We start from the raw sequence: 18,191 nt of genomic DNA, 5'->3' as shown, positions 1-18,191 counted from the left end.
CCGATGACCTCAACCTTGGCAAGGTTGCGCTCTACCAACTGAGCTAGTATCGCAAACTGAAAACGTCTTTCGCCGTTCAGGGCTGCGAATTATAAGAGCATTTTTTTGTGATGCAAGTCCTTAATGCAAAAATCAGCAAGTTTTTACTCAACTGCTGTAAAAGCACACATATTTGCAAAAAAAATAGCTCTTATGTCCCTGAAAAGTTAGATAAACGTGAACATTTGATCTGATTAGATGTTAATAATCGTTTTTCGATAGTACTGCAGCTCAGCAATAGACTCTCGAATATCGTCTAATGCAAGGTGGCTTCCCGACTTAGAAAAACCATCTAATACTTCAGGCTTCCAACGGCGAGTCAGCTCTTTCAGGGTGCTAACATCAACATAGCGGTAGTGGAAGTACTCTTCCAGCTCTGGCATATGCTTGTATAAGAATCGGCGATCTTGACCAATGCTGTTACCACAAATTGGTGACTTGCCTTTTGGTACCCATTTTTCCAGAAACTCAATCGTTTGTTGAATGGCATCTTGCTCTGAAACTGTACTGTCTTGAATTCGTTTCACTAGGCCACTACCGGTGTGAGTCGTTGTGCACCACTCGTCCATCTTGTCCAATTCACTCTGAGGTTGGTGAATAGCCAAAACAGGTCCTTCAGCCAGGATATTAAGCTCACTATCAGTAACGATAGTAGCAATTTCAATGATTTTATGAGTTTCAGGATCAAGTCCTGTCATCTCGAGATCAACCCAAATAAGGTTCTGATCGCTAAAGGACATAAGGCGTCGCCTATTTGTTTATGTATAAAAGAGGTACTATACCCAAATAACTATACTCAAACTAGCTTTAGAGCCATCGAAATCATATGGCCAGTAGCAACATCCTGTTTGAGTTCCCAATCATCAAGTTAGATGTGTTAAGTGAAAAATTGTGGCTAAAAAAAAGAAGTTAACCAAAGGTCAGGTACGTCGCGTACGTAGCAACCAGAACAAGCGACTCAAGAAAGAAGATTCTATCCAATGGGACGAGAACATGCTTGGCGGAACAAAAAGCGGACTCGTGATTACGCGCTTTGGTCAACATGCCGATATCGAAGATCTTGAAACCAACGAAGTTCACCGTTGTAACTTACGCCGTAGTATTGAGACTTTAGTTTCTGGTGACCGAGTAACTTGGCGCGCAGGGCTTGAGTCAATGGCTGGCATCTCAGGTGTTGTCGAAGCCGTTGAGCCAAGAACATCAATGCTAACTCGCCCTGACTACTATGACGGCCTCAAACCGGTTGCCGCAAACGTAGACCAAATGGTTATAGTTTCAGCTGTACTACCAGAGCTATCACTTAATATCATCGACCGCTACTTGATCGCCTCTGAAACGGTGAATATCGCCCCTTTAGTTGTACTCAATAAAGTTGACTTGCTGACAGAACAACAAATTAGCGAATACCGCGAAACACTGAAGATATACGAGAAAATCGGCTATAAAGTCATGTTCGTGAGTAAAGAGTCGGGTTACGGCATCAAAGAGTTGGAAGCTGAACTGAAAGATCGTATCAACATTTTCGTTGGTCAATCTGGCGTAGGTAAATCCAGCGTAGTGAATGCACTAATGCCAACATTGGACATTGAAGAAGGCGCAGTTTCTGAAAACTCAGGACTGGGTCAACACACCACCACAGCAGCGCGTTTGTATCACTTCCCTTCTGGTGGTGATCTTATCGATTCCCCAGGGGTACGTGAATTCGGCCTATGGCATTTAGAACCCGATGAAGTCACAGATGCTTTCATTGAATTCAAGCCATACCTAGGTGGCTGTAAGTTCCGCGACTGTAAACACAATGACGACCCAGGATGTCTTCTGCGTGAAGCCGTTGAAGACGGAAAAATTAGCCGCTTACGTTTTGCTAGCTACCATCGCATTATTGAAACAATGGCTGACAACAAAGATAACCGTCAGTACTCACGAAGTAAGAAAGCGGATCTATAATCGCATTATTGTGAACAAATGTGTGCATTTACTGACAATTGGCGCGAACTTAAGTAACATCTCGCGCCCTAAACCGTCATCGACAGATTTAATTGAAAAACAATTAGCATTGGAAAATTAATACAATGGATAAGATTAAAGTTGGATTGCAGTACTGGATCCCACAACATGGCCTGACTCGTTTAGTTGGTAAACTGGCGTCTGCTAAAGCGGGTGGTTTAACGACAGCGATCATTAACTGGTTCATCAAGCAATACAAAGTGAACATGGATGAAGCTCTGCATAGCGATCCAAAACACTTTAAGACATTCAATGAATTCTTCGTACGTGAATTGAAAGAAGGCATGCGCCCTATCGCAGAAGGTGACTCTGTTATTGTTCACCCTGCTGATGCACGTGTAAGTCAGTTTGGCCCAATTACTGATGGTCAACTGATTCAAGCTAAAAACCATAACTACTCAGCACGTGAGTTGCTTGGTGGTGATGCAGACCTAGCCGATGAGTTTAAAGACGGTGAATTCGCAACGCTTTACTTGTCGCCAAGTGATTATCACCGTGTGCACATGCCATGCGACGGCACACTGCGTCAGATGATCTACGTTCCCGGAGACCTGTTCTCAGTTAACCCGTTAACGGCAGAGAACGTTCCAAACCTATTCGCACGTAACGAGCGTGTGGTTTGTATCTTTGATACTGAGTTTGGCCCAATGGCACAAGTGCTGGTTGGTGCAACTATCGTAGGTAGCATCGAGCAAGTATGGGCTGGCACCATCACGCCACCTCGCGGTAACTCGGTTTACAAGTGGGATTACCCAGCACAAGGTGATAAATCTATTGTCTTGAAGAAAGGCGAAGAGATGGGTCGCTTCAAGCTTGGTTCAACGGTTATCAACCTGTTTGCTAAAGATGCAATCAAGTTTGACGACACTATGCAGAATGGTGAGAAAACCGTTCTAGGCACTCCTTTCGCGCACATTGCGGGTAAAGACGTTGAGACTGAAGCTGTTGATTCAGCAGAGAACACTGACCAAGCTTAACGATCTGAGTTAACTCATTTAGTTTAAAGGCGCGTTACTTTTTCTATATCAGAGAAGAACGCGCCTTTTTCTGAACTCTACCAATTCGTTTCCTACTCAAGCTCTAACAACCCAAGCTTTCAAACCTCAATCCTCCCCCCTGCCCAGCCACCTGCTGCTTCTCACTCTTGCCTCTAATTGCCCAGATGAAATATTGACCAAAAGCAAAACAACTGTCGAAACCTTAAACAACTTTTCGATTTTACAACCCGTCTCCAAGTACCAAAAATCCAGATAACTTACTCTATTTGAAGATATTTTATTCATGGGGTCTTTGTACATGCCTAAACTCAATATTGGCGTTCTGGTCAAGCTGTTGATTTGTTTTGCGATTCCCTTAGGCGTGTTATTCATGCCAATAGATTCCATACCTATCGATGACCTCACGCTGATTCAACACCGCTTGTTGGCGATATTCTTACTAGCAGCTCTACTGTGGGTGCTTGAACCCGTTCCAGTATTCGCCACGTCAATTCTGATCATTGCGCTTGAACTGGTGATGATTTCCGACAAGGGTTTACATCTATTTAGAAACCCACCAGCAGGACACGATCTCGGTGAATTAATCAAATATACCGACATCTTCGGTGCATTTTCGTCACCAATCATCATCCTTTTCATGGGTGGCTTTGCTCTTGCGATATCCGCATCCAAATACGAACTCGACAACAATTTAGCTCGTGTGCTGCTCAAACCATTTGGCACAGAACCGCGCTTTATTATGCTGGGTTTAATGCTTATCACCGCCGTGTTCTCAATGTTCATGTCAAATACCGCAACAACGGTAATGATGCTCGCATTGCTAGGTCCTATCGTAGCCTCTGCACCAAAAGGCGACATGGGGATTAAAGCGCTCGTGTTGTGTATTCCAATCGCCGCCAATACTGGTGGCATCGCAACACCAATAGGTACACCACCCAATGCGATCGCACTGCAATACCTAACTGGCGAAAACAGTATCGACTTCCTTAGTTGGATGATGATGGGCTTACCCTTTGTGATCATCCAACTCACCATCGCTTGGTTCCTCCTACAAAAACTCTTCCCTTCTAAAGAAAGAAATATGGTTCTCAAGCTTGATGGACAATTTAAAAAGAGCTGGCGAGCGATTGTGGTTTACATCACTTTCGCTGCGACAATCTTATTGTGGATGACCACCAAACTGCATGGCATGAACACTTATGTGGTCTCTATCATTCCACTGGCTGTTTTTACTCTCACTGGCATCATGGGTAAAGAAGAACTCAAGCTGATTAACTGGGATGTGTTGTGGCTGGTTGCGGGTGGTATTGCGATTGGGATTGGCTTGGATAAAACAGGCTTAGCCGCTGCACTCGCACACGCGATTGATTATGAATCGCTCTCGCCGACTGCAGTGGTACTAACGCTGTCTATCGTGTGTTGGCTAATGGCTAATTTCATGTCGAACACAGCTACCGCAAACTTGCTGATGCCGATAGCAGCTGCGATTGGCGCTTCTATGGAAAGCCTAGTAGCAATTGGAGGCTTACAAGGCTTGCTGGTTGTGGTCGCCTTCTCGGCATCGCTCGGGATGATTCTTCCAGTATCGACGCCACCAAACTCGCTGGCCTACTCAACTGGGCTTATCGAAAGCAAAGATATGGCGAAGATGGGTATCATCTTAGGGATTGTCGGCTTACTGATGGTCTATCTCGCGCTGTTTATTATCACTTAGCACGTCAATGCCTCCCTTCCGTCCAGCTAGTAATCGTGATCTCGCTAGCTGGCGGGCTACCAGGTTTTAACTAATACGATAAATCCTGATAACAATTAACACCTTAGCAGCAACCAATTGTGATTCCACTTCACTGTTTATTAAAAATAATCATATATATATTTAAATTATGATTTTCAACACGTTTCGAACTTTAAATATAACGACACTAGACACCTAGCAGAGACACATCCGTTCGCAATCCAACGCGTCGCTGTCATTAGCCTTTATCCAAGAAGGAGGGATAAACCTTGAGACATACTATTAAGTTCAAAATTCAGATCGCTATCGCGGTTATTATTGCCGTCGTAAGTGGCGCTCAAGCTTGGATATCTGTTAATCAGCTTACTCAAGAAACTGAAGTTGCGATCAACCAACAAGTGAAAAACGTGAGTGTTGGTACGACGAACTACATTGCCGATTGGTTATCAATCCGCAGTGATATGATGCTTGCCAATGAATCGACCATTTCAAGCAATAGCAACTCTGATCGCGAGTTATTGATCACCAAGCAAGCGGGGCAATTCTTGTCTGTTTATGCAGGATTCAGCGATGGCAGTATAGCTTATGGCGACAAGGCTGAGGATTGGCCAGCAGACTACGACCCACGCTCCCGCCCTTGGTATAAAGATGCAAACGCGACATCCGAACTCATCATTACCGAACCTTATCAAGATTTTGACGGCAGCATTGTCATCAGTTTCGCTAAAGCATTTAATGGTGAAAGACAGGGTGTTATCGCGGCAGACTTAACCGTAACCAGCATTATTGATACCGTACTCAATGTAAAACTCGATAATGACGGTTTTGCTTTTTTAGTCGACGGTAATAACAACATCGTCGCCTACAGTGATGAAGAGTTGAGTCAGAAACCACTGACGAATTTGAACCCTGAGCTAACGGTCGACAAAGTATCACAACTGCTCCAAAACCAAATGATCACGACGTTAACTTGGCCTGGTCAAGGCGATAAAATGGTCTACATCGCTAACGTTCCGAATACCGATTGGTCATTGGGTATTGTGATCGATAAAGAAATGGCATTTTCTGCGGTATCCGATGCCATTCAATTTATCACGCTTACCTCTTTGATTTTATACATCGTCATTTCGATTGCGAGCACAATGGTGATTAACCGCTTGCTGCACCCACTGCAAACATTGTCTGAAGCACTGACTCAGCTTGCTCAAGGCAGAGGCGACCTGACTCAGCGTATTGATATCAAACGCATGGATGAAATTGGCAAACTTGCCGAGCTCGTGAACCAGTTCTTGAGCCAGATGCAAAGCATGCTTAAGGGCGTAATCGAGCACAGTCACGACTTAAACAACCATGCGGAAAAAGCCAATCAACTGGCTACGCAATCTTCGATTCGAGTCGAGAATCAACAAAACGACATCAACCAAATTGCGACGGCGATTCATGAAATGTCCGCCACCGCAGCTGAAGTGGCCAGCCATGCCGAATTAACCGCCTCCGCTTCTCAGGCATCCGCTACCGCTTGTAACGAAGGCCAAGAGGTTATCCAACAAAACCGCGATGCGATTACAGGTCTTGCGACTCAGGTTGAAGATGCAGCCAATGTTATTCGTGAATTAGAGAGTAATGCTCAAAGCATCAACCAGATCCTATCCACCATTCAAGGCATTGCCGAACAGACCAACCTGTTGGCATTGAATGCGGCGATTGAAGCCGCTCGTGCGGGTGAACAAGGTCGTGGGTTTGCCGTTGTCGCCGATGAAGTGCGAGTGCTCAGCCAAAGAACGCATGGCTCGACCGAAGAAATCCGCGTGATGATTGATACGCTGCAGAAAAATACCGAACATGCCGTTGAAAGCATGACCACCAGCACTCAACTGGCAGAGAACAGCGTTGGCTTCGCAGAACAAGCTCATGGCAGCCTGACTAAGATCACTCAGGCAATCACTGAAATCAACGATATGGCGCTGCAAATAGCGAGTGCTGCGGAAGAGCAACGCGCGGTCAGCGAAGACATCAGCCGTAATACGCAAGGAATCAAGGATGCCTCTGATGACCTTGCACAGCAAGCTGAAAGCAGTCGCAATAGCTCAAATGAAATGAGTAGCGCTGCCGAGTCGATGCGCCAAGACGTGGAGCGCTTTAAGGTATAGCGCGACTCAAGCAAAGTAAGTGAACCACACCACCGAGCGACAGCTGACATAAACTAATAACTGAAACAAAGTAGTTCTTTCATAAGAATCACTTTGTTCTCAGTTCGGTTTGATGCATATTGATGAGCTAATTTATCCCAGACACAAGGATGTTATTCAGATGGGATTTGAATGGTTAGCTCTAGCTGCCGCTTTTCTTTGGGCCATTGCGAGCCTAATGTCAGTAAAGCCTGCCCAACACTTAGGTTCTTTCGCCTATAGCCGTTGGAGAATGGGTTGTACCGCGATCATCTTATCGAGCATGGCTTGGTTTACCGGAGGTTGGTCAACTGTCGAAGCCAATCTAATCACGCCGATGATGCTATCTGGCCTGATTGGTATATTCATTGGTGATACCGCCCTATTTGCCTGTTTGAACCGAATGGGACCGCGCCAAGCGGGTTTACTGTTCTCTTGTCACGCCGTGTTCTCGGCAATTCTTGGTTACTTCCTGTTTAGTGAAAGCATGACTTCTGTTGAGCTGATTGGCTCAGCTTTGGTGTTTAGTGGTGTATTAACTGCGATATTCTTTGGTCGTCGAGGACAAGCCAACAACCAGCTTGAAACCATCAAGGGCACCGTGTGGATTGGTGTCGCACTGGGAATCACCGCAGCGATCTGCCAAGCATTGGGCGGCATCATTGCCAAACCCGTGATGCAAACCAGTATCGACCCTGTTGCCGCTTCTGCCATTCGAATGATCACCGCTTTTGTTGCTCACTCCGCATTTCGTTTAACAGGCGCCAAACTTTCACGCGCACTTAACCCAATGAATAAGCAGATATTCGCGATTACCGCGGTTAATGGTTTTCTAGCGATGGCAGTAGGAATGACGTTGATTTTGTATGCGTTGCAGGAAGGCAATGTCGGTATGGTCGCTCTGTTATCTTCAACCACACCCATCATGTTGTTACCGATACTCTGGCTATACACCAAGCAGAGACCGAACGTCTACGCTTGGATAGGTGCCATTGTTGCCGTAGTGGGTACTGGGATTCTGGTCAGTTAGCCAAACGGTAAGTAGGACTAACTGAATAGAGAGCTAAGAGCGCGGGAACGGGAAAGCCGTCACATCATCGATATGGTCGTAGCCCAGCGCCAGCATGATCAGACGGTCGATACCCAAAGCAACACCCGCACAATCTGGTAAGCCCGCTTTTAATGCCTCAATCAAGTGATGATCAATCGGTTGAGGTGATAAGCCCATCTCAATACGTTTGGTATTATCATCTTCAAAGCGCTTAAGTTGTTCTTGCGGTTTATCTAACTCGTGGAAGCCGTTTGCTAACTCAATTCCTTTGAAATACACCTCAAAGCGATCGGCGACTCGTGAATCGTTTGGATTGATCTTAGCTAACGCTGCTTGCGATGCTGGGAAGTCATACACAAACGCAGGCACCTGCTGGCCTATTTTCGCCTCGACCCCAATACTGAAAAGAAGCTGCAATAACGTATCGCGATCTTGCTCGGGGTCAGCTATGTCGCTGAGCCCTAGCTTCGCAGCTGCTTGCTTTAGCGTATCCATCGAATCTTCCAGCGGACACACACCTAACACATCGATAAAGGCTTGTTGGTAAGTCATTCGCTCTGCTGAGCTCGATTTAAGTACCTGCTGTAACAGCAAATCCATTTCATCCATTAAGTCATGGTGATCAAACCCGACGCGATACCACTCCAACATGGTGAACTCAGGGTTGTGGTAACGGCCATTTTCTTCATTCCGGAAAGACTTACAAATTTGATAAATACAGCCACTGCCCGCCGCTAATAGACGTTTCATATGAAACTCAGGGCTAGTCATAAAGAACAGGGGCTGACCGTGCGCATAACCCGGCCCTACGAATTCAGTTTTGAAAGTATGCAAATGCACGTCCGTCACCGTAGCGTGACTCATGGCTGGCGTATCCACTTCCATCACGCTTCGCTCTGCAAAAAACTGGCGGATTTGATTAAGGATATCAGCACGTTGCTTTAACTGCTTAATGGTTGCGGCTGGTTGCCATGTTGAGTGCATTATTAAGTTCCATATTACTGAATTCTAGGCGACGGAAATTACCACCTTTCGCCCCTTTTGTAAGCTTCTATCTTTCTATAGATGAAAGCAAAATGTTGCTTTAATGAAGCCAGAAAATTACGTTCTACAATACAATTATCAATACAGCTTTCACATCCACATTGATAACAAAAATCATACTCAACAAGCCGTTAACACAAGCCCTGTGGGCTAATCGTTATCAACAATTCATTGCCGTGATTGCAGTCACATAACCTATAAATTCTATGCCTCCATATGCACTACCGACCTAAAAACCCAAATGCATCAACTTTTCGAATACCTTCCTCTCTTACACTGAACCTACCACTTAAGGCTTAGGGGCGCTAAATGGTTCCTACGATTTAGAACCTCCTAAATAGGCTTTTTATAATAACAAGCGGAATACTCCGCATCACACTGGAGAATAACTGTGAAGACAATTACCACAGATATCGCAGTCATCGGCGCAGGCGGCGCTGGTCTTCGTACAGCAATTGCAGCAGCTGAAGCTAATCCTGAATTGGAAGTTGCACTGATTTCTAAAGTTTACCCAATGCGTTCGCACACGGTGGCAGCAGAAGGCGGTTCAGCAGCGGTAATTAAAGACGAAGATAGCCTAGATAACCACTTCAACGATACTGTTGGCGGTGGCGACTGGCTATGTGAACAGGATGTTGTTGAATACTTTGTTGAAAACTCGACTCGCGAAATGATCCAAATGGAACAATGGGGCTGCCCATGGAGTCGTAAAGAAAACGGTGAAGTAAACGTACGCCGATTCGGCGGTATGAAGGTAGAGAGAACGTGGTTCGCAGCGGATAAAACCGGCTTCCACATGCTTCATACTCTGTTCCAGACTTCGATGAAGTACGACACAATCAAACGATTTGATGAGTACTTTGTGGTGGATTTGCTCGTTGAAGATGGCGAAGTACAAGGCCTAATCGCGATTCACATGTCTGAAGGTGAGCTTGTTACCATCAAAGCAAAATCTGTTGTTCTAGCAACCGGTGGCGCAGGTCGTGTTTACCACTGTAATACCAACGGCGGCATCGTAACTGGCGACGGTATGGCAATGGCTTATCGCCACGGTGTACCACTGCGTGATATGGAGTTCGTTCAATACCACCCAACAGGCCTACCGGGCACTGGCATCTTGATGACCGAAGGTTGTCGTGGTGAAGGCGGTATCATCGTCAACAAGAACGGCTACCGTTACCTGCAAGATTACGGCATGGGCCCTGAAACTCCAGTGGGCGAGCCGAAAAACAAATACATGGAACTGGGTCCTCGTGACAAAGTTTCTCAAGCATTCTGGCACGAGCAGCAGAAAGGCAACACCATCAAGCACCCACTTGGTGATGTCGTACACCTTGACCTTCGCCACCTTGGTGAAGAGTACCTGCAAGAGCGTCTTCCGTTTATCTGTGAGCTTGCAAAAGCGTACGTAAACGTAGACCCAGCAAAAGAGCCAATCCCAATTCGCCCAACCGTTCACTACACCATGGGTGGTATTGAAACCAACGGTACCTGTGAAACTCGCATTAAAGGGCTATTCGCTGTTGGTGAGTGTGCTTCAGTTGGCCTACATGGCGCAAACCGCCTAGGGTCTAACTCTCTTGCTGAATTCGTAGTATTCGGCCGCGTAGCTGGTGAAGAAGCGGTGAAACGCGCTGCTGAATTCAAAGGCTGGAACGAAGAGTCTATCGCTAAGCAAGTGAAAGCGGTTGAAGATCGCATCGCAGGCATCTTAGCTCAAGAAGGCGACGAGAACTGGGCTGATATCCGTACTGAAATGGGTCACACCATGGAAGCGGGTTGTGGTATCTACCGTCAAGAAGACTTGATGCAAGAAACCATCGACAAAATCACTGAACTGAAAGCTCGCTACAAGAAGATCAGCATTAAAGACAAAGGCAAAGTGTTCAACACTGACCTACTTTACGCTATCGAAGTGGGTTACGGCCTTGAAGTTGCCGAAGCGATGGTTCACTCAGCGATCCTTCGTAAAGAGTCTCGCGGAGCACACCAACGTCTAGACGACAACTGCACAGAACGTGATGACGTGAACTTCCTTAAACATTCTCTATCTTTCTACAACGAAGATGCAGCACCAACTATCGACTACAGCGGCGTTAAGATTACTAAATCTCAACCTAAAGCTCGTCTATACGGTGAAGCAGCCGAGAAAGCCGCTGCTGCTGAAAAAGCGGCAGAAGAGAATGCGAAGAAGAGCGAAGAGGAGCAAGCATAATGTCAGCGAATCGAATCCAAAAAATTGAAATTCTGCGTTATGACCCTGAGCACGATGCAGAACCTCACTTTCAAACCTTTGAAGTTCCATTTGATGAAACCATGTCGGTACTTGATGCGATTGGTTACATCAAAGATAACCTAGATAAAGACCTGTCTTACCGTTGGTCTTGTCGTATGGCGATTTGTGGTTCTTGCGGCATCATGGTTGATGGCGTGCCAAAACTGGCATGTAAGAGCTTCTTACGTGACTACCCGAACGGCTTCAAGATCGAGCCTTTAGCTAACTTCCCAATCGAGAAAGATTTGATTGTCGACATGACGCCGTTTATCGAGCGCCTGGAAGCAATCAAACCTTACATCATTGGTAACGACCGTAAGCCAGAAGACGGCACTAACATCCAAACTCCAGAGCAAATGGCGAAGTACAAACAGTTCGCTGGCTGCATCAACTGTGGTTTGTGTTACGCAGCGTGTCCTCAGTTTGGTCTAAATCCTGAGTTCATCGGCCCTGCGGCACTTGCTCTTGCTCACCGCTACAACCTAGATAGCCGTGACAATGGTAAAGCTGAGCGCATGAAGCTTATCAATGGCGACAACGGTGCTTGGGGCTGTACGTTTGTAGGTTACTGTTCTGACGTTTGTCCGAAGAAAGTAGATCCAGCAGCGGCAGTTAACCAAGGCAAAGTTGAGTCTTCAATGGACTTCGTTATCTCGATGTTCAAGCCTGATGGATCGCAAGTAAAAACAGCAGAGGAGGCATAATATGAGCAATCGTAAGCCTTATGTTCGTGAGATGAAGAGAACATGGTGGAGCAACCATCCGTTCTACCGCTTCTACATGCTACGTGAAGCGACTGTACTGCCTTTGATTCTATTCACTCTGTTCCTAACCTTCGGTTTGGGTTCGCTAGTGAAAGGCCCTGAAGCGTGGGAAGGTTGGTTGAGCTTTATGGCTAACCCTATCGTTGTTGGTATCAACATCGTGGCACTGCTTGGCAGCTTACTGCACGCTCAGACCTTCTTCAGCATGATGCCTCAAGTAATGCCAATCCGTCTTAAAGGCAAATTGGTAGATAAAAGAATCATCGTACTGACCCAGTGGGCAGCGGTGGCATTTATTTCTTTAATCGTTCTGATGGTGGTGTAAGGAGCTTCGTTATGAACACAAATTACAATGTTAACCACAATCCGAAACGCTCTGATGAACCAATCTGGTGGGGCCTATTCGGCGCTGGCGGTACTTGGTTCGCGATGATTACACCAATCACGATTCTAGTGCTGGGTATCTTGGTGCCAATGGGCATAATCGATGCGGATGCAATGAGCTACGAGCGTGTCTCTGAGTTTGCCACCAGCATTATCGGTGCGCTATTCATCATCGGTACGCTAGCACTGCCAATGTGGCACGCAATGCACCGTCTTCACCACGGCATGCACGACCTTAAGTTCCACGTTGGTGTTGCAGGTAAAGTGGGTTGCTACTTCGTTGCAGGCCTAATCAGCGCGCTATCTGTTATCTTCATTTTTATGATTTAACAGTTAAGAGCAGATTCGAGATTCGGGTAACTGAGATTCGAAGAGTTTAAGAACGAAAATACTAAAAGCAGAACAGGATTATCTTGTTCTGCTTTTTTGTTACTTGTCGAATCTCGCACATCTAACTCACTCGCTCTTGATCTTCCCGCTATTCTCATCTCGTTTACTCGTATCTGCTCTTTCTCAAACGTCAGATACAAAAAAGGCCGCTCATAAGCGACCTTTTCTATTTCACTGAGCCACCCCAAACAGGGTGAACACAATCAAATTACTTCACACGACCAACGTATTCGCCAGTACGAGTATCAACTTTAACAACTTCACCGATAGCGATGAATAGAGGTACACGAACTACCGCGCCTGTTGCTAGAGTTGCAGGTTTACCACCCGTACCCTGTGTATCGCCTTTAAGGCCAGGATCAGTTTCAGTTACTTCGATCTCAACAAAGTTTGGCGGAGTAACAGTGATAGGGTTATCATTCCACAACGTTAGAGTACAAACGTCATTTTCAACTAACCATTTTGCTGAATCAGCGACTGCTTTTACGTCTGCTGCGATTTGCTCAAATGTTTCGTTGTTCATGAAGTGGTAGAATTCGCCATCGTTGTATAGGTAGCCTAGTTCAACGTCAACAACATCTGCAAGCTCGAAGCTTTCGCCTGACTTGAATGTTTTCTCTAACACTTTGCCTGACAGCAGTTTACGAAGTTTTACACGGTTAAACGCTTGGCCTTTACCTGGCTTAACGTATTCATTGTCGATAATTGCGCAAGGCTCGTTATCTAACATGAATTTTAAACCGCCTTTGAATTCATTGGTGCTTACTGACGCCATGATTTTCTCTTCCACATCTTTGAGTTAATTTCAATGCCGCATATCATAACCCGAAAAGTCGAATCTGTTGAGCAAAACTGGCTCAAACAACTATCGAATGCGATCTCTGACCCGACAAAACTGCTTGAAGCATTGGAAATAGACCCAACACCGTGGCAAAAAGGATTCGCAGCACGTGAGCTGTTTTCACTTCGAGTTCCTCTTAGCTTTGTTGAGCGAATGGAAAAAGGCAATCCACACGACCCTTTGCTAAGACAAGTTTTACCGCTAAGTGAAGAATTTGAGGTGCACCAAGGCTATTCTGCTGACCCCTTAGAAGAGCAAGAAAACGCAATCCCAGGGTTGCTGCATAAATACAAAAGTCGCGCGCTAATGATCGTGAAAGGTGGCTGCGCGATTAACTGTCGTTACTGCTTCCGTCGTCATTTCCCTTATCAAGATAACAAAGGATCGAAGTCTGTTTGGCAGACCAGCCTCGATTATGTGGCTCAACATCCCGAGATCAACGAGGTGATCTTATCTGGGGGCGACCCTCTGATGGCAAAGGACAGCGAACTAGGTTGGCTGATCAATGCCATCGAACAAATTCCACATGTGAAAACCGTTCGAATTCACAGCCGATTACCTGTCGTGATTCCGGCACGAGTGACTGACGAACTATGCCAATTGTTAGCTCAAACTCGCCTCAACGTGGTGATGGTCAGCCATATCAACCACGCCAATGAAATCAACTTAGAGCTCAAGCAAGCCTTTCATAAGCTTAAGCAAGCTGGTGCGACTCTACTCAACCAAGGCGTGATGCTAAAAGGCGTAAATAACAGCGCTAACTCATTGAAAATGTTAAGTGAAAAGCTATTCGACGCCGGTATTTTACCTTACTACATGCATGTACTTGATAAAGTTCAGGGCGCTGCTCATTTCTATATCTCCGATGAAGAAGCGAAACATCACTTTAAGGGATTAATCTCTGAGGTTTCTGGCTATCTAGTACCTAAGTTAACCCGTGAAATTGGCGGACGCAGCAGCAAGACGCCACTCGATCTGCATATTGAATAGCGAGCGAGCTTCAAAAAGCGACTAAGCTTATCTGTAACGACAACACGTTGCTAAATGCACCTTCACGACAAAAATTTTTTGTTCGATCGTCCGGTCTATTATTAGCATACTCGGCTCTATTCTAAATTCTTAGGAGGGGTGATATGTCACAATTTATAGAACAAGCTCTCAACCTTGCCCCCTTTAGCTGGGCAGGCCTCGCAGCATGCATGTTGTGTGGTTCTTTAATCGGAATCGAAAGGCAAACACGCGGTAAACCCGTCGGAATACGGACATCGATCCTTATCATTAGCGGTACTTACTTCTTCCTCACCATGGCGATTAGCCTATCCCCCAACACACTCGATCAAGCTCGTGTACTTGGTCAGATAATTACGGGGGTTGGATTCCTTGGTGCTGGGGTAATGATGACATTGGATGGAAAGATTCATGGTGTCACGTCTGCGGCGATTATCTGGGTACTCGCTGCATTAGGTATGATGATCGCACTTGGCCACCTTTCGCAGTCGGTTATTATCACGCTAATGGCGCTAGTGATTCTGCTTGGTGTCGACAAAGTAGAAAACAGCTTCCAGAGCTTACGCCGTGGTGTTCATCAGAAGTGGATGAGAAAAGTCCGCGTGAAGAAGTAACACCTCGTCGGAAGACATTTGGCCTTAGCTGCATTTTGTTCTTAGCTACTGTTTCATCTTAAAGGTCTTTTTCCTTAGATAAAAAAGAGCCTAGCAAACGACTAGGCTCTAAACTGCAGTTCACAGATTAATGTACGTGAATAGACACTTGATTCTTGCCTGCGGCCTTCGCCTTATAAAGCTGCTCATCTGATGAACGAATACTCTGGTTTTCCCACAAGTGTCCAATACTGTCGAACTTGTACAGAGAGTAAAGCGTCGCTCCCCCGGAGACTGATATATTAATCTTGTCACCGGTCGCACATCGATAGCTTTGTAAACTAATGTCATTTTGGATTCGTTCAAAAATCGATGAAAGTAATTCGGATGATTCGCCCGCAATCGCGACAACAAACTCTTCACCACCAAATCTCGCCACGATATCTTTCTGCCTAACGCTGTTCAGCATTAACTGAGCAACATGGCAAATCACCTCATCTCCCACCTTATGACCATACTGGTCATTCACCACTTTGAAATCATCGATATCAAATACGCCAACACCAATAATTGGCTCCTCATTTTGGTTCAGCAACCGAGCTTCAAAACCACGCCGATTATATAAACCAGTCAATGGGTCGAGCATCGCTAAATTCTTCAATCGTTTGTGCTCTTGCTTGGTATAAAACCGCCACAACCATAGTGCTGAGATAAAGTATAAAGCTAACAAAATCAGTAATTGAACCCGCTCCAGTTCCAGCAAATGTAAGAAGTGCTCACTCTTTCCTTCTTCAATAGTCAGGTATAACTCAGTATTAATTCCATCGACGTACAAAGGTCGTGAATAGGTAAAGTCCAACAGCCCATATTTGTTTACTCCTCTTGCGCTCGTCACCTTGTATCCATGTACGGGATTCGAGACGAGATTAGAGACGTAACCATCAACACCGAGTACTCCTTTAAACTCACCATCAACATAGATACCCTTGGTTAAGGTCACTACCTTCTTCCCTGTTAGGTAGTCATCGTATTGGCCGGTATACACCACTTGGTCTTGACCCTGAGATAAGCCAAAACGAATCGTATTCACCCAATAAGGGCGACTATTGACGACTGAATCAAAGGTGTCACCTTTAATGTAACGGGCGAAATCGGAAGGCGACGATATAATAAATTTATCTTTGGAGATAAAGTAAATCGCAGAGATGGTATCAATGGTATTCGCAAAGTAAGCCATGGTGGGTGCGATAAACATGCGCCTACCTGCTTCTAAATGAAGCTCCGACTTTAGATCGCACATCTCACTTGGGCCAGAGAACATAAAATCAAATCGAGGGGCAGCTTGCTCTTCACTAATGAAGTAACACGTATCACCTTCGACCTTTTGCTCATGTGAGAATACGTAGGTATCCCCACGCACCGGATAAAGTGCGGTAATATTATATTCAAGCGCATTAATAATCTGTGTAAGCTCCGCTAAAGAGCGTGTCACGCCTTGGTTTTCAATTCCATACTGCTTTTCTGACTCTTCCGCTGAATCAACAAGTAACAAGCTAAAAACCACTAAAAAGCTGGCGGTCAGACATAAGAAAGCCTTTTTAAAATCGACGGTATGGGGATTAATCAAAGCATATAAATCATCGTTGAAAATTTAGCGCACATTGTACCCACAAGTGAGAACATCGCAACAAGAGTATAAAACAACATGCTTACAGTAACGTCTAAGGAGTGAGATAACAGATGTAAAATAACGCCTAAACATAGAAGTAAAGGCGTTGATATGTTCAATCATGGATAGCTTTAAGCCTTGGTAAGAACGTCGCTCACCAATATTGAAACCAGCGCGGCTACCGTCTTACTTAGCGAAATTCACAATTGGGAAGCACGGGAAAAAACCATTGTCAGCACAGTTGATCAAACCAATCTGTACACCTTCGATCTTGTTGGTTTTGTTGAAGATACCAACCTGAACCGTCGACACCTCTGAAAGGTTCGCAGCGCCTACATCCACCATAGTGTTCCCTTCAGAATAGTTTACGAAACTCACGTTCGCGCCTTTTACATCATTAGTAATGTTAACTGCACCTAGGTTAACACCTGTTGTTTTACCTGTGTTCCAGTTAAAGAAACCTAGTGAAGCACCTGTCATTTCTTGGTTTACTTTTGATGCACCAAAAATACCAAGGTTCACACCTGTTGTGGTTTGCGTCTCAGACATACCAACAACCGCAAGGTCGACACCTTTAAGGTCATTAACTTGTCCGTGAAGCAGAGCCAGACGTACACCGCCAACCGCATCTGAATCCGGAGCGTTGAAACCATTAATCGTTGAAAACATAACAGGCGAAGAAGCAAATGCTGCCGGTGCCATTACCGCTGCAGATATAGCAAGTACTGAAAGTGATTTTTTCATTGGGGAGTCTCCACTGACTTATTGTTGACTTGATTAATCTATATTCAATCAAGTATTTATTGTCCTTCACTCAACAGCTATCCATGTTAAATCAATGTCATAACTGTACCATTGAATATAAGACTCAAAATCATAAAGAGCAATATTGAGCGGAGGATATCATGAGAGGCAAGAGTAACCATTGGCAGTCAGGTTTCTATAAGTAGACGATAAGGATTCCCTATCACGCTCGTGCCTCGCTGTCGAGAGTGACGATTTCAAAGCATAAAAAAACGGAGACCGAAGTCTCCGCTTTCTAAAGCTTATGTATGACTTTCTCTGTTACGAGAAAGGGGGATGATTTACATCATGCCGCCCAGGATTAGCTAAGCCTTTGTTTAAAGAGAAAATTAAAACAAGACACAACAACTGTACCCCTCATTACACCCCCTATCTGGCAGGGTAGTTGTCACTGTTAAAATTTAACCAGTTTGGGCGATAA

16 protein-coding genes are annotated in these 18,191 nt (G+C 45.3%); 11 read left to right on the top strand and 5 right to left on the bottom strand.

The features are described from left to right. Window positions 1-233: 233 nt before the first annotated feature. On the bottom strand, window positions 234-779 hold the full coding sequence (gene orn / locus ACED53_RS20290) for an oligoribonuclease (RefSeq protein ID WP_012603103.1): 546 nt from the start codon (window positions 777-779) through the stop codon (window positions 234-236). 151 nt (window positions 780-930) lie between these two features. Here orn and rsgA point away from each other — a divergent pair, with 151 nt between their 5' ends. The 5 genes from rsgA to ACED53_RS20265 all read left to right on the top strand — a co-directional run bounded on the left by rsgA (window position 931) and on the right by ACED53_RS20265 (window position 7,977). Continuing rightward, complete coding sequence (gene rsgA, locus ACED53_RS20285) at window positions 931-1,986, top strand: small ribosomal subunit biogenesis GTPase RsgA (RefSeq protein WP_012603102.1); 1,056 nt, start codon at window positions 931-933, stop codon at window positions 1,984-1,986. A 125-nt stretch (window positions 1,987-2,111) separates the two neighbouring features. Next, on the top strand, window positions 2,112-3,023 hold the full coding sequence (asd, locus tag ACED53_RS20280; protein WP_017097249.1) for an archaetidylserine decarboxylase: 912 nt from the start codon (window positions 2,112-2,114) through the stop codon (window positions 3,021-3,023). A gap of 319 nt (window positions 3,024-3,342) precedes the next feature. Continuing rightward, window positions 3,343-4,758, top strand: coding sequence for a DASS family sodium-coupled anion symporter (locus tag ACED53_RS20275; RefSeq protein ID WP_029223843.1), 1,416 nt, complete (start codon window positions 3,343-3,345; stop codon window positions 4,756-4,758). Window positions 4,759-5,048: 290 nt separating this feature from the next. Beyond that, window positions 5,049-6,929 (top strand): methyl-accepting chemotaxis protein, encoded by a 1,881-nt coding sequence (locus ACED53_RS20270; RefSeq protein ID WP_009847913.1) that lies wholly within the window; start codon window positions 5,049-5,051, stop codon window positions 6,927-6,929. Between the two features lie 160 nt (window positions 6,930-7,089). Continuing rightward, a complete protein-coding gene (locus tag ACED53_RS20265) occupies window positions 7,090-7,977 on the top strand; it encodes a DMT family transporter (RefSeq protein ID WP_029225608.1) in 888 nt (295 codons plus the stop codon). A 33-nt stretch (window positions 7,978-8,010) separates the two neighbouring features. On the opposite strand, the gene epmA is transcribed toward ACED53_RS20265, so the two are convergent. Next, on the bottom strand, window positions 8,011-8,982 hold the full coding sequence (epmA, locus tag ACED53_RS20260; RefSeq protein ID WP_017101942.1) for an elongation factor P--(R)-beta-lysine ligase: 972 nt from the start codon (window positions 8,980-8,982) through the stop codon (window positions 8,011-8,013). A 451-nt stretch (window positions 8,983-9,433) separates the two neighbouring features. Here epmA and frdA point away from each other — a divergent pair, with 451 nt between their 5' ends. Genes frdA through frdD form a run of 4 tightly spaced genes read left to right on the top strand, consistent with a single transcriptional unit; the run spans window position 9,434 to window position 12,795 of the window. Continuing rightward, the gene (frdA, locus tag ACED53_RS20255; RefSeq protein ID WP_017101943.1) at window positions 9,434-11,257 is read left to right on the top strand and encodes a fumarate reductase (quinol) flavoprotein subunit; all 1,824 of its coding nucleotides are present in this window, start codon (window positions 9,434-9,436) and stop codon (window positions 11,255-11,257) included. Next, window positions 11,257-12,021: a succinate dehydrogenase/fumarate reductase iron-sulfur subunit gene (locus ACED53_RS20250; RefSeq protein WP_009847917.1), complete on the top strand. Its 765-nt coding sequence runs from the start codon at window positions 11,257-11,259 to the stop codon at window positions 12,019-12,021. The genes frdA and ACED53_RS20250 overlap by 1 nt, the downstream gene beginning before the upstream one ends. A 1-nt stretch (window position 12,022) precedes the next feature. Continuing rightward, the gene (gene frdC, locus ACED53_RS20245; RefSeq protein ID WP_017097244.1) at window positions 12,023-12,406 is read left to right on the top strand and encodes a fumarate reductase subunit FrdC; all 384 of its coding nucleotides are present in this window, start codon (window positions 12,023-12,025) and stop codon (window positions 12,404-12,406) included. An 11-nt stretch (window positions 12,407-12,417) separates the two neighbouring features. After that, window positions 12,418-12,795 (top strand): fumarate reductase subunit FrdD, encoded by a 378-nt coding sequence (gene frdD / locus ACED53_RS20240; protein WP_009847918.1) that lies wholly within the window; start codon window positions 12,418-12,420, stop codon window positions 12,793-12,795. A gap of 268 nt (window positions 12,796-13,063) precedes the next feature. Here frdD and efp read toward each other — a convergent pair whose 3' ends face one another. Continuing rightward, window positions 13,064-13,630 carry an elongation factor P gene (efp, locus tag ACED53_RS20235; protein ID WP_009847919.1) on the bottom strand — a complete coding sequence of 189 codons (567 nt, stop codon included), beginning with the start codon at window positions 13,628-13,630 and terminating at the stop codon, window positions 13,064-13,066. A gap of 33 nt (window positions 13,631-13,663) precedes the next feature. On the opposite strand from efp, the gene epmB reads away from it, so the two are divergent. Beyond that, window positions 13,664-14,686, top strand: a complete 1,023-nt coding sequence (gene epmB / locus ACED53_RS20230) for an EF-P beta-lysylation protein EpmB (protein ID WP_017101944.1) — start codon at window positions 13,664-13,666, stop codon at window positions 14,684-14,686. Between the two features lie 143 nt (window positions 14,687-14,829). Beyond that, entirely contained in the window at window positions 14,830-15,318 is a 489-nt protein-coding gene (locus tag ACED53_RS20225) for an MgtC/SapB family protein (RefSeq protein ID WP_009847921.1), read from the top strand. Between the two features lie 127 nt (window positions 15,319-15,445). On the opposite strand, the gene ACED53_RS20220 is transcribed toward ACED53_RS20225, so the two are convergent. Continuing rightward, window positions 15,446-16,879, bottom strand: coding sequence for a sensor domain-containing diguanylate cyclase (locus ACED53_RS20220; RefSeq protein WP_081326131.1), 1,434 nt, complete (start codon window positions 16,877-16,879; stop codon window positions 15,446-15,448). A gap of 273 nt (window positions 16,880-17,152) precedes the next feature. Beyond that, a complete protein-coding gene (locus ACED53_RS20215; protein WP_017101946.1) occupies window positions 17,153-17,710 on the bottom strand; it encodes a VC2662 family protein in 558 nt (185 codons plus the stop codon). Window positions 17,711-18,191: the final 481 nt, after the last annotated feature.

It is taken from the genome of Vibrio sp. 1F169 (assembly GCF_041439605.1).
In the GTDB taxonomy this organism is placed as follows: Bacteria; Pseudomonadota; Gammaproteobacteria; order Enterobacterales; family Vibrionaceae; genus Vibrio; species Vibrio tasmaniensis_A.
Note: the sequence above shows the minus strand (reverse complement) of the source record. Positions and strands in the feature narration are given on the sequence as shown.